Here is a 12,921-nt window from a genome sequence, read left to right on the forward strand (position 1 = left end):
TTTATATTTTTAAAAGTTCGGGAATGCCCACACGATTGTGAACTGTATTCCCCAATTATTTTTGTTGTAGACATCGTAGTAATCGGAGTTTTCATTATATTTGAAATAAGAAATCCGGATACCGGTTTGTAATGATTTCAGTATTGTATATGATACTTGTGATTCACACCATAGCCCCTTTTTATTTGTTTTTCTATATCCTATTTCTCCCACATTATAGAAACTCAAAATCGATCTGGTATAAGTGTATTTGTTCCAGCCATAACCCAAAAATCCTCCTCCATGAGCGGTGAGGATGAATTTTTTAATTTTCACTTTGAGTCCCACACCCGCGAAAAACGCACCGGTCGTGAGCAAATAATGAGATTGGTTGAGCGTATTCCGTTTGTTTTTATCAGAACCAAAATATTCAAAACCAATAACTGCAGAAAAATACTTTATAGAATAATTACACGCGGCGGAATAATTGATTCCTTTCACATGGGTCAACTGCATGCCTCCGCCTATCCGTACAGATAAGTTATTATTCTTTGGCCGGATACTTCCCTGTTCACTTTTTTGCGCGGTACTGATATCAGTAATAAATATTATAATAAAGAGTATCGCAAGGGGGGCCGTAAATCTGGTCGCCATGGTCGTATAAATGATTATTTTTTTCACTAAAACAATTTAGTATGTACTTTACATTTGAAATTACCGGAATAATTAAAGTTGTATCAATGCTTGTACCATGGCCAGTGAAAAAATAATCCTGACCATACCCAAACCCAACCCAGACTTTATCTTCACTGTCAACTGGATTAATATTTTTTACGTGAAACTTTAAATATCCATTAGGCCAGATCTGAAAATCTAATATTTCAAATTCGCCAGGGCCTAATGATGGGCATTTTACTGTCATAATGTAATCCGAATGTGAGATTTCAAGCCAGTATTTCGTATTATCTTCAGCATTAAAATCTAATTCAAATTCCCCTTGAGTATCAGTATATACAGAATCAAGTTTACTAATAGGGCTGCCATACTCCAAGGCACTATTGTATAATCGCACATTCCCATTTTTTATAGGTTTTTTCGTGTATGCATCCGTTAATTTCCCTGTAACGATTGTTCTCTGATTATTGTTGATTTTTTCTTTCTCACAACCGAAAAAAAGAAATAAAATGGAAGAAATTAAAACTGGAAAATATCTCATATTGTATTTTTTGCGACTTTTAATAACCCGGCTGGCGCGCGTTTGTAACGCGTGCCAGCAAGGGAATTACTCTTCTTTCTACCATAGACCAAATTTGGCAGTGTCTTGTTTGAAATATTCCGAGGCATGTGTTATCCCGGTTTTTATTACGGCTGTGCGCCCTTATGTTTAATAATTAATGGAGATGTAATTCGTGTCACAGGGATAAAGATAAATCGTAGTATCCCTGCTTGTAGTAATATTGTTTTTTGTCACTTCAATATGAACATTCTGGTATGATGAGCCTTCACGTAGAAAATCACCGCAAATAAAAACAGTATCAATACTAGTACCAGTTGCACAATGGGCTGAGTAATCAAAATATTGTACACAGATTTTATCATAAACATCATAAGGACTATTATTTCTAATATGTATTTTTAAGTGTGTTGTTTGGTAACCAGAAATTTCAATATGGTTTTTTTTGCCCTTGCTAAGTCCTGCTGGATAACCACCGGAGAAGCACGCCTCTTGTTTTTTCGCTCCGATTAAGTAAGTGTAATCTTTATCTGCATGGAACGTGTAATCAAAATTGCCGTTTTCATCTGTTTTGAATTCAGCTAAAGTCTCACCGGAATTCCCAGGGCTTTTGACTGTAGTAATTTTCACATCAGCGTATGGAATTGGTTGCCGTGTGTACCAATTTATTACAGTACCATTAACTTTCGTTGCGGTCCACTCTTCAGTAATTTTTTTACATGCTTGCGCAGAAATCAGCAATACAAGTAAACACAAAACAATTTTTCCTTTCATCGAAGTTATACAATTTTTTACTGCCCGAATTGTTCGTTTAATAATTAATCATTTTTACCGGCAGGCACTCAAGGTTTTCGGTGCGTCCAATAAGTCTTCAAAACCCGGCCGGCGCGCGTTTGTAACGCCTGCCTAAGCCTCTTTTCGCTTGTAACTTGGATGCGCCGCTCCAGTTGACCAGTCTGCGCCGTTTTATATGACCATCTTTATGTCTTCATAATTAATATCAAATAGTGTTCTAATAGTTCGGCGCTTGGTGGTCAAGACATCCGGCACGTCCAATAAATATCAACATCTATCTATGTCTTTCTTCAAATCAAATTTACCATTTAAGTTATACCGAATTCCTTATGTTTGCTTCTCAGGTGTTTATTAACGTCTTCGTGTTCTTGTTCTTTAACAAATTCAACCATCAAATTAGCACCTATCAATATCTTAGGGTTAATCCCAAGCCTAAATATTTCACCATAAATCCGCTTTTTAGTTGCATTGTCGTAATCCTTGTTGTTTTTCATATTTTTTTTATACGCAATCCAATTCGAAATATAGATGAATGGGTAGAATAGCGGCAATAAAATCAAAGACGTTGATTTTACACGTGTAAAATGATATTTCTTTATTCTAAATCCAGACAGCTTTGCTAATACTCTTAACTTCTGAATGCCAATAAGAAAAATATGACCAAAGTAGATTTCATCTGAAATTTCTTGGTTTGACATCCAAATACTGTCAAGTTCATTTGGTGGCATCGTAGAATTGAATCTCTCACTCTCAGCAAGAAAACAGCTTAACTTTGAGCGTATATTAGAATAATTTGGCGTTGTAATTAGCAAGATTCCATTAAACTTTAAAACTCTATTAAATTCTTTCAACGCGGAAAATTGATCACTAAAATGTTCAATTCCTTCTTGACAAATTAGGGCGTCTGCTATTTTATTTTGAATTGGTAATCCTTCACTAATATTCGCTCTTTTGCAATCTAATCCATCGACCTTGAAATACTCTGGGAACAAATCACAAGGTATAGGAATAGCATTAATTTCCTTTAATATTCTAGAAGTAATACCATTACCCGCTGGAAAATCAATTACTTTTTTTCCTGCAAAAAAATCTGCATTTTCACGCAAATATTTTTTTACATGATATTTAATACTTCGAGGATTATTTTCATATTCCATGTCTTTTAGTGTGTTCATTTGATTTTCTAAGGATTATGTCGAGCAAAATTAGGCAAACGAAAGTAAAAGAATTAGTGAAATATTATTTTTCAATTACAATTTTAATCATTTTAGAATGATCTTCATTTTCCCCAGCTGGCGCGCGTTTGTAACGCGTGCCTAAGCCTCTTTTCGTTTGTAACTAAACACCAATTGTAATGCCGGCAAAGTGCTGCAGCAACCCTCAAATATAATAAAAATGGGAATGCAACAACCATGTGGTTAAAGAGTAAACAATATTACTGTGTACAATACCTTTCTGGGAGAAGGCACAAAAAAAGCCGCATGAAGCGGCCTCTTTTTTGTACTCAATACTTTTTACTGAATACTTACTACTTGAAAAGTAGCCCCAACAGGAATCGAACCTGTATTTAAAGTTTAGGAAACTTCCGTTCTATCCGTTGAACTATAGGGCCAGAAATCGATTCGCAAAGATAAAAAATCTTCGGTAATTTTTATACCTAATTTAATAAGAATAATGACGCTCCTATGCTGAAGGCAAATTGCATTTTTCTTTCAAAAACCGGCGTCCTGCTGCAGTCTTGAAATCCCCGGCTAGCGTGCTTTTGTATCGCGTGCCTAAGCAGAACGCACCGGGCACTATAAGTGTCACCGTTACATTTTTTTGTACTAAATACTTTTTACTGAATACTTAATACTTGAGAATTAGCCGCAACAGTCGCAAAGAGAGCAATATTACTTTATTGTGCTGCCGTTCTCAAAATCTTTGGTAGGACTTACAAAGCACAATTCGCCTTTGCTGTTGCCTGCCATCAGTATCATTCCCTGCGATTGTATGCCTTTGAGATCGCGCGGAGCAAGGTTTATAAGGATTACCACTTTTTGCCCGACAATCTTCTCCGGATCATAATATTCGGCAATGCCCGAAACAACGGTGCGCTTATCAAGTCCCGTATCAATCGTGAGTTTCAATAATTTTTTGGTCTTCGCAACTTTCTCTGCGGCAATGATAGTCCCCACACGCAGATCCACTTTCGCAAAATCATCAAAGGTAATTTCCGGGCGGGCAGCATCAATGCTTACAGGTGTTGCCGCTTCGTTGGCGGCTTTGGTGTCAAGCAGCTTCTGAAGCTGTGCGGCAATCACATCATCTTCAATTTTCTCAAACAGAAATGCTGCAGGCTTCAGCGTATCGCCTGCTTTAAGCAGGTCTGTGTTGCCTGCATCTTTCCATGTAAATGAGCCCAGACCAATCATTTCGGCTAACTTCACCGAGGTGAACGGTAAAAATGGCTGCATCACCACGGCAAGGTTGGCGCATATCTGCAATGAAATGTTCAGTATCGTGGCAACACGTTCCGGCGCCGTATTGAAAATTTTCCAGGGCTCGCTGTCGGCAAGGTATTTATTGCCCAGACGTGCCAGATTCAGCATTTCGTTGAGTGCCTCCCTGAAGCGGTAATTCTCAATACTGCGTGCCACACGCAGCGGAAATTCAGGTATCTGTAACAAAGTGGCTTTATCAAAGTCGCTGAGCCCGCCCCTTGCAGGGATAACGCCTTCATAAAATTTATGCGTAAGCACCAGCGCACGGTTCACAAAATTGCCGAGAATGGCAACCAGTTCGTTGTTGTTATGTGCCTGAAAATCTTTCCAGGTAAAATCATTGTCCTTGGTTTCGGGCGCATTCGCGGTAAGCGCGTAACGCAGCACATCCTGCCTTCCGGGAAACTCAAGTAAGTACTCGTGCAGCCACACGGCCCAGTTGCGTGATGTGGAAATTTTATCTCCTTCAAGGTTCAGGAATTCATTGGCAGGAACATTGTCGGGAAGTATGTAACTGCCTTCGGCATGCAGCATAGAAGGGAATACAATGCAGTGAAAGACGATGTTGTCCTTACCGATGAAATGAACCATTTTTGTCTGTTCGTCCTTCCACCACGGTGTCCAGTCAACACCTTTTTCAAGCGCCCATTCTTTGGTTGCTGAGATATAGCCTATAGGAGCGTCAAACCATACATACAACACTTTTCCTTCAGTTCCCGGCAAGGGCACTTTCACGCCCCAGTCGAGGTCGCGGGTAACGGCCCGCGGCTGTAATCCCTGATCAATCCACGACTTGCACTGCCCGTAAACATTCACTTTCCAGTCGTCTTTATGTCCTTCAAGTATCCATTGTTTGAGCCAGGGTTCGTATTTATCAAGGGGTAAAAACCAGTGTTTGGTTTCCCTTAAAACGGGCAGGTTTCCGCTCAGTACCGAGCGCGGATTGATGAGGTCGGTGGCATTGAGTGAGGTGCCGCATTTTTCGCACTGATCGCCGTATGCCTTGTCGTTGCCGCAATGCGGGCATGTGCCTGTTATGTAGCGGTCGGCCAGAAAATGTTTTGCTTCCTCATCGTAATACTGTTCGGTAACTTTTTCTATAAATTCGCCTTTATTGTAAAGCGTTTCAAAAAATTCGGAAGCCGTTTCGTGATGAATTTTATTGGATGTACGCGAATACACATCGAAGCTGATACCAAATTCCTCAAAGGATTTTTTAATGATGCTGTGATATTTATCTACAATCTGCTGAGGATGCACGCCTTCGTTGCGGGCTTTTATGGTAATGGGCACACCGTGTTCGTCGGAACCGCCGATAAAAAGTACCTCTTCCCCTTTCATCCTGAGGTATCGCGCATAGATATCGGCAGGAATGTACACGCCGGCAAGGTGCCCGATATGAACAGGACCGTTGGCGTAAGGAAGTGCGCTGGTAATGGTATAGCGTTTTATTTTCTTTTCGGAATCCATAATACTGAAAATTAATAAGATTGAATTTGCCGGACATCAAACCCTCCGGACATTGAACTTGTTGAAATGTCCGAATGTGGAAATGCACGGCAGGGCGCAAAGGTACAAAATATCGTACAATCAGTAAATCATGCAGAATCCATATGAGCAGCGAATTAATGCCGGGGCATCTCCTCGAATGCCGAATCCTTAAAAAAATGTAAATTCGTGATAATTTTAAAGTCGGAGCGTTTACATTTGTACGGCGATTAATAACATACAATTAGACTATTTTATATTATGATTACACCACAGGCATTAAAGGCAGGAGATACCATTGGCATTGTTTCAACTGCCCGAAAGATAACCGAGAAGGAACTTGAACCGGCTGTCGGCCTGTTTGAATCATGGGGATTAAAAGTTATTTTCGGAAAGAACATCTTCCATGCCGATAATCAGTATTCGGGCACGGATGCTGAGCGTGCTGCCGACCTTCAGCAGATGCTTGATGATGATTCGGTGAAAGCAATTATTTGTGCAAGAGGCGGCTATGGCACCGTACGTATAATTGACCGTATCGACTGCACGCATTTTATGACGCATCCCAAATGGATTGTAGGCTATTCCGATGTTACCGTTTTGCATTCTCACATTCACACCAACTGCGGTATAGAAACCATACATGCCATGATGCCGGTAAGCATGAATCAGCCGGGACACGATAAAGAATCGGAAGAAAGCCTTCGGAAAGTTCTGTTCGGCGAAAAAATAATTTACAATCTCCCGTCGCATCCTCTTAACAGAAGCGGAAAAGCGAAAGGCGTGATGGTGGGCGGTAATCTTTCATTATTACACACCCTTGCCGGAACGGCTTCTGATATTAATACCGATGGACGCATTTTATTTATTGAAGATCTGGATGAATATCTGTATCACATCGACCGCATGATACTGAGCCTGAAACGTTGTGGAAAATTAAAAGATCTTGCTGCGCTTATTGTTGGTGGTATGACAGAAATGAATGACAACGAGACTCCGTTTGGTAAGGACGCATATACCATCATTGCAGAGGCGGTTGCGGAATTTCATTATCCGGTAATCTTTGGATTTCCTGCAGGACATATTGGGCGGAATCTGGCGCTGGTAATGGGCCGCAAGCTTTCGCTGAAAGCAGGTGAGACGGTTGAGGTGGCGTTTTTATAGAAAAAAATCAACCGATACTCGTGAAATATACCGGAAGAATTTAAGTAATCAAGCTCAATTTCCGACACCGGAATTGTTATAGAATAATAATCTGATTATTATTAAACTACCAAATAAATAGAATATGAAATCAAAAATGTTATTCCTCGTTATAATGTTAACGAGCGTATTCTCAAATGCACAGGTGGGCTACATCAGCACCATCGCAGGTACAGGCATTGCTGGACATTCCGGCGACGGTGGTCCTGCAACTTCAGCTAAACTGGGAATCACCTTCGGTATCGTTATTGATCCCGCAGGGAATATTATTTTTGCTGACAACGGCAACAATGCCATCAGGAAAATAGCTGCGCCTAGCGGCATCATAACAAAAGTTGCCGGGACCTATTATACGTACAACGGAACATCCTGGTATTATGGTGGCGACGGCGGTCTTGCAACTTCTGCATATCTGGCGTATCCGTTCGGAGTTGCCCTGGATACTGCCGGAAATATTTATGTTGCCGATAATCTGAATAATGTTATCCGCAAAATCACGGTTTCTACAGGTATCATTACCACTGTAGCAGGCGATGGTTCTATTTTCTATAATCCCTGGCCATGGTGTGGCGACGGAGGCCCTGCAACTTCAGCTCAGCTGAATAGTCCCTGGGGCGTAGCCGTTGATAAAGCCGGGAATATTTTTATCGCCGACCGCGATAACAATGTAATTCGTAAGGTAACTGCTTCTACGGGCATTATCACCACCGTTGCCGGTAACGGAACGGCAGGCTACAGCGGAAACGGCGGGCCTGCAACTTCGGCCAGCCTAAACGGTCCTGATGGCATTACACTCGACTCGGCAGAGAATATGTATATTTCTGATGATTATAACAACGTCATCCGTAAAGTGACAAAATCTACCGGCATTATCACAACCATTGCAGGAACCGGAACTGCCGGATACAGCGGTGATGGTGGCCTTGCAACTTCCGCAAAATTGGATGATCCGTCGCTGGGAATTGCTTTTGATGCAGCCGGAAATTATTATATCGCCGACGATGGAAACCATGTAATTCGTAAGGTAACAGCTGCAACAGGCATTATTACAACGGTAGCCGGAAATGGAATACAGGGCTACAGCGGTGACGGCGGTCCGGCAACATCGGCAAAACTGAATGGCCCGGAGGGTGTGGCGGTTGATGCGTTGGGAAATATCTACATCACAGATGAAAATAATGTGATACGTAAAGTAAACGGCGCCGGTGGCGTTGCTCCTGCAACTCCGGCACCAATCAGTGGAAACGCCTCTGTTTGCTCGGGTTCTGCCAACACCTACAGCGTTACACCGGTAAGCGGTGCAACTGCGTACACCTGGACATTTCCGGGCGGATGGACAGGCACAAGCACCACAAACACCATCAATGCCGTTGCCGGAAGCAGTGGAATAATTTCCGTTACCGCAAATAATATTTTTGGATCCTCTCCGCCGCAAACGCTGAATGTCACGGTAATATCAGTAAATACTGCCGTTACTCAGATAGGAACAACACTTACCGCCGCTGCGTCCGGTGCCGGTTATCAATGGCTTGACTGCAGCGGATTCATGCCCCTTGCCGGGAAAACCTTGCAGAGCTTTACTCCCGACAGCTCGGGAAGTTATGCCGTAATTGTAACGCAAAATGGTTGCTCCGATACATCCTCCTGTTTTCCTGTCTATATAGTAGGAGCGCCTCCCACGCCCGGTTTAATTTCGGGGAATATTTCTGTATGCGCCGGAAGTCCGAATATTTATAGCGTTGCGCCTGTGAACGGTGCTACAAGCTATTCATGGACTTTACCCGGCGGATGGATAGGTTCAAGCAATGCCGACACTATTGCTGCAATTGCCGGAACAAGCGGCATTATTTCCGTAACAGCGAATAATTCCTTTGGCACTTCAACACCACAATTATTGAATGTAACGGTAATTACGGTAGATGTTTCTGTAACACAAGCCGGAACTGTGCTGACAGCCAATTCAGCCGGAGCTGTTTACCAATGGGTTGATTGCAACGGATTCACACCTCTTGCAGGACAAAATTATCAGAGCTTCAGCGTAACAGCACCCGGTAGTTATGCCGTAATCGTTACTCAGAACGGATGTACCGATACGTCTAACTGCTTCTCGATAAGCACAGGATGCGGCATCACGATTACCGGTGCCGATCTGCCTTTCAACGGCTTGTCTGTGATGCTGGCGGTTGATACAGTTACCAATGTTTCATTAGGAACAGCCGCGCCATCACAGGTGTGGGATTATTCTTCACTCACGCCTCAATATCCGAAGTTTGCCGATTATCATCTTACTTCGGCAACGCCATATGCGGGTACGTTTCCAACGTCTAATATTTATACTTACGGTCCCGGTAATTTGTACGGCAGCTTATTTGGCGGAGCACCTGTTGGCCCGGGAAATGGATACTGTTTCTGGAGAAGTGATACAAGCGGTTTTTGGGTGTCGGGATTCAGGCCGGAATCAGGAATTTGCGCAGGTATTAATGTACCCAATACTCCTGAAGAACTTGTTATTGGAGCTCCTGCATCTTACGGAAGCGTGTTTACTGCTTACGGACGCTGGGTGCTTCCGTTCAACAGGCATCCTGCCGATGTGGACACTTTTTATGTGAGGACAATTAAGAAACAGATTATTGCTGACGCCTGCGGTTCAATAACAACACCTTATGGAACGTATCCGAATGTACTGCGCGAACATGAATACATTACTGAAATTGACAGCGTGTACGGAAAAATGTACGGAATGCAGGTTTATTCGACAGAATATAAAAGAGATTCAACAAATACTTACAGCTATATTGCCAATGGTATCGGTTATCCGGTTTGTATTGTTCATTGCGATAAGCATAACATCGTTAAAGATGTGGAGTATTTTAACGGAGAATATATTGGTGTGCAAAATAGCCCGATGCCTGAATCAGGAATGCTTGTATTTCCAAATCCGTCGGATGGTAACGTAACGATTGAGATTCCCGATGGCAACAAAACCGAAAATCAGATCGCAATTTTTAATTCATTAGGAGGTCTGGTATGGAAGCAGAAAACTACTGTCGCAAATCTAACTCTTGATTTGAGCAGGTTTCCGAAAGGTATTTATTTTATTAAAGTTGATAACAACAGGAAAGCCTACTCGCAGAAGATTGTGCTGCAATAACGGGATAAAATTATTTTTCAATGGCCATCAATCAAAATGATATCATTTATTTTTTGCTGACCGACCGCTTTTATGGTCTGGCCGATAAAAGCCGCACGGATATTGACCGTTCCGATCCACGGGCGTGGCACGGTGGCAATCTCGACGGTATCATCGAAAAGATTCCATACCTCCTTAAGTTGGGCATCACTGCCGTATGGATAACACCTGTTTACCTGCAGGTGCCTTCGCTTACCGATGCCAATGGAAAATTAAGTGCCACAGCTTACCACGGCTACTGGCCGCTCGATTTCAATGCCGTTGATCCGCATCTGTATATTGATAATGGCCGTTTCCCGGAAGGTTCAAAACTCTATGTGAAAGAACTTGCCGATGCGCTGCACCTGAATGGTATCAAACTTATTCTTGATATGGTGGTGAATCATACCGGATACGGGCATCCCGCGCTTACCAATGATCCGTCGAATCCGACACCCATACGCAACGACTGGTACAACCAGCGTGGGTTGAGTTCTAACGTTGATGAAATACAAGGCGAGTTAGCAGCGCTGCCCGATATGGATCTTGATAAACCTGATGTGTGCGATTATCATATCGAAACAATTTTGTCATGGATTCGCAGCACCGGAATTGACGGTATTCGTATGGATACCGTAAAGCATGTTGAACGCGTGTTCTGGAACTTTTTTAAAACACAGGTCAAAGGAATGTTTCCCGATGTTACCCTGATAGGCGAAGTTCTTGTGTTTGATGCTGACGCCATTTCACAGTATCAGCAGCATTTTGCGTTCGACAGCCTGTTCGACTTCCCAATGCAGGAAGCCATGAACAATGCGTTTATTTACAATGGCTCGCTCAAAGCGTTTGTATCGCCTTTTGATGGCGGTACAGGCATTCTTGAAAAAGATAATCATTACACCAACCATAACAAACTCGCTACACTGCTTGATAATCACGACCTCTCAGCACGATATATGTCGCTGGCTATGCAGCAGTGCGGTAATAATAAAACGGCTGCCGCAAAGCTGTTAAAACTTGCACTCACATTCATGTTCACTATACGCGGCATACCCCAGATTTATTATGGTACCGAAACAGCAGCTGAAGGCTTCGCAGATCCCGATAACCGTCGCGATTTTAACTGGAATTTATTTGATTCGGAATACAATGTAAAGCCGGGGTTTGCAGTGGAGAAAGATATTTTTGATCTTAGCTGTGCGCTTACGCGGATGCGGAAAAGCAATCCGGTATTCTATTGCGGCAATTTTGTGTGCCTGTATGTCGATGATTTTGTTCTGGCCTTTCTGCGCTATGTAGATGATGGCGCGGCAATTACAATAATACACAACGGAAACCTGCCCATGCCCGAGAACCTGAGTATTGACGCGGCTTCTAATGGAATGATACCTGCACGGGTTTTGAAATATCTTGAAGGAAAACATTCGGTATGCCCATATACAGGCGATTCAATAGAAATACGCAACGGAGGCTTTGCTGTCAAGATGAAAGAAAAAAGTGCTGCCGTCTATATTTTTAATTGAACAATTATTAATGAATAATGAAAAATGTTCGTTTTCGGCATGAATAGAGAACATCGAACAATGAAAACTAACAATTAAACAACTCCACAATTCATAGTTCTTAATTAATAAAGTCATGTCCAAAAAATGCCAAAAAACGGACATGAGTTAAATGTCATGGGTAAAGAAGGGACATGAGGATTCTTTGCGTCTTAGCGCCTTTGCGTGAAATTCTGTTTAGTTAATAGTGAACAATACCAATCAAGACTTAAAAAACTTAACTCTTTGACTCTCTGTGCCTTCTCTGTGCGCCTCTGTGAAATAAAATAAACTGACACGGAGAAACACAGAGTTATCACGGAGTTACACAGAGAAAATCTAACCCTTGATTCGCATGAACAATTAACAGTTAACAATGAACGACTCAACAACTCCACAATTCATAGTTCTTAATTAATAAAGTCATGTCCAAAAAATGCCAAAAAACGGACATGAGTTAAATGTCATGGGTAAAGAAGGGACATGAGGATTCTTTGCGTCTTAGCGCCTTTGCGTGAAATTCTGTTTAGTTAATAGTGAACAATACCAATCAAGACTTAAAAAACTTAACTCTTTGACTCTCTGTGCCTTCTCTGTGCGCCTCTGTGAAATAAAATAAACTGACACGGAGAAACACAGAGTTATCACGGAGTTACACAGAGAAAATCTAACCCTTGATTCGCATGAACAATTAACAGTTAACAATGAACGACTCAACAACTCAACAATTAAACAATTTTCATCGGCCCGTTTCTACCGTAAGATTTTTCATCCACTTTATCAGCTCATCGGTAAACACATTTCCGGACATGCGCCATTTCCAGTTGCCTGTGGCCGTTCCGGGGCGGTTCATGCGGGCGCGTGAATCCAGCGCCAGCAAATCCTGCATCGGAATAACCGCCATATTTGCGCGGGAGCGTAAGGCGCGCTCAATCAAACTGCGGCAAATGTTTTTATCCTGTAAAAGCAATTCCTTTTCACTGTTGTCCGGTAAAAGTTTGAAAGAAGCCGAAGCATAAGCCCGGCTTC

Annotated in this window: 9 protein-coding genes and 1 tRNA gene; 3 read left to right on the forward strand and 7 right to left on the reverse strand. The window is 42.2% G+C overall.

Annotation, left to right across the window (positions count from 1 at the left end; translation table 11 throughout):
- Positions 1-9: 9 nt before the first annotated feature.
- From WCM76_12725 to metG, 6 genes are all read right to left on the reverse strand, one after another.
- Positions 10-633: a hypothetical protein gene (locus WCM76_12725; GenBank protein MEI6766494.1), complete on the reverse strand. Its 624-nt coding sequence runs from the start codon at positions 631-633 to the stop codon at positions 10-12.
- Positions 575-1,195 (reverse strand): hypothetical protein, encoded by a 621-nt coding sequence (locus WCM76_12730; protein MEI6766495.1) that lies wholly within the window; start codon positions 1,193-1,195, stop codon positions 575-577. Before WCM76_12730 ends, WCM76_12725 begins: the two co-directional genes overlap by 59 nt.
- A 168-nt stretch (positions 1,196-1,363) precedes the next feature.
- On the reverse strand, positions 1,364-1,987 hold the full coding sequence (locus tag WCM76_12735) for a hypothetical protein (protein ID MEI6766496.1): 624 nt from the start codon (positions 1,985-1,987) through the stop codon (positions 1,364-1,366).
- 329 nt (positions 1,988-2,316) lie between these two features.
- Positions 2,317-3,183 (reverse strand): methyltransferase domain-containing protein, encoded by an 867-nt coding sequence (locus tag WCM76_12740; protein ID MEI6766497.1) that lies wholly within the window; start codon positions 3,181-3,183, stop codon positions 2,317-2,319.
- 365 nt (positions 3,184-3,548) lie between these two features.
- Positions 3,549-3,620 (reverse strand) — tRNA-Arg (locus WCM76_12745).
- Between the two features lie 280 nt (positions 3,621-3,900).
- On the reverse strand, positions 3,901-5,961 hold the full coding sequence (gene metG / locus WCM76_12750; protein MEI6766498.1) for a methionine--tRNA ligase: 2,061 nt from the start codon (positions 5,959-5,961) through the stop codon (positions 3,901-3,903).
- Positions 5,962-6,240: 279 nt separating this feature from the next.
- On the opposite strand from metG, the gene WCM76_12755 reads away from it, so the two are divergent.
- The 3 genes from WCM76_12755 to WCM76_12765 all read left to right on the forward strand — a co-directional run bounded on the left by WCM76_12755 (position 6,241) and on the right by WCM76_12765 (position 11,874).
- Entirely contained in the window at positions 6,241-7,143 is a 903-nt protein-coding gene (locus WCM76_12755) for an LD-carboxypeptidase (protein MEI6766499.1), read from the forward strand.
- Positions 7,144-7,267: 124 nt separating this feature from the next.
- The gene (locus tag WCM76_12760; GenBank protein ID MEI6766500.1) at positions 7,268-10,333 is read left to right on the forward strand and encodes a T9SS type A sorting domain-containing protein; all 3,066 of its coding nucleotides are present in this window, start codon (positions 7,268-7,270) and stop codon (positions 10,331-10,333) included.
- Between the two features lie 20 nt (positions 10,334-10,353).
- On the forward strand, positions 10,354-11,874 hold the full coding sequence (locus WCM76_12765; protein MEI6766501.1) for an alpha-amylase family glycosyl hydrolase: 1,521 nt from the start codon (positions 10,354-10,356) through the stop codon (positions 11,872-11,874).
- 757 nt (positions 11,875-12,631) lie between these two features.
- On the opposite strand, the gene WCM76_12770 is transcribed toward WCM76_12765, so the two are convergent.
- The coding region (locus WCM76_12770) for a 4-alpha-glucanotransferase (protein ID MEI6766502.1) at positions 12,632-12,921 on the reverse strand (290 nt) is incomplete at its 5' end.

Source organism: Bacteroidota bacterium (assembly GCA_037133915.1).
In the GTDB taxonomy this organism is placed as follows: domain Bacteria; phylum Bacteroidota; class Bacteroidia; order Bacteroidales; family CAIWKO01; genus JBAXND01.

What these genes read in the sequence shown, in the direction of transcription:
- WCM76_12725 (MEI6766494.1), bottom strand. Translation starts at nt 633, where the DNA reads ATGGCGACCAGATTTACGGCCCCCCTTGCGATACTCTTTATTATAATA.
- WCM76_12730 (MEI6766495.1), bottom strand. Translation starts at nt 1,195, where the DNA reads ATGAGATATTTTCCAGTTTTAATTTCTTCCATTTTATTTCTTTTTTTC.
- WCM76_12735 (MEI6766496.1), bottom strand. Translation starts at nt 1,987, where the DNA reads ATGAAAGGAAAAATTGTTTTGTGTTTACTTGTATTGCTGATTTCTGCG.
- WCM76_12740 (MEI6766497.1), bottom strand. Translation starts at nt 3,183, where the DNA reads ATGAACACACTAAAAGACATGGAATATGAAAATAATCCTCGAAGTATT.
- metG (MEI6766498.1), bottom strand. Translation starts at nt 5,961, where the DNA reads ATGGATTCCGAAAAGAAAATAAAACGCTATACCATTACCAGCGCACTT.
- WCM76_12755 (MEI6766499.1), top strand. Translation starts at nt 6,241, where the DNA reads ATGATTACACCACAGGCATTAAAGGCAGGAGATACCATTGGCATTGTT.
- WCM76_12760 (MEI6766500.1), top strand. Translation starts at nt 7,268, where the DNA reads ATGAAATCAAAAATGTTATTCCTCGTTATAATGTTAACGAGCGTATTC.
- WCM76_12765 (MEI6766501.1), top strand. Translation starts at nt 10,354, where the DNA reads ATGGCCATCAATCAAAATGATATCATTTATTTTTTGCTGACCGACCGC.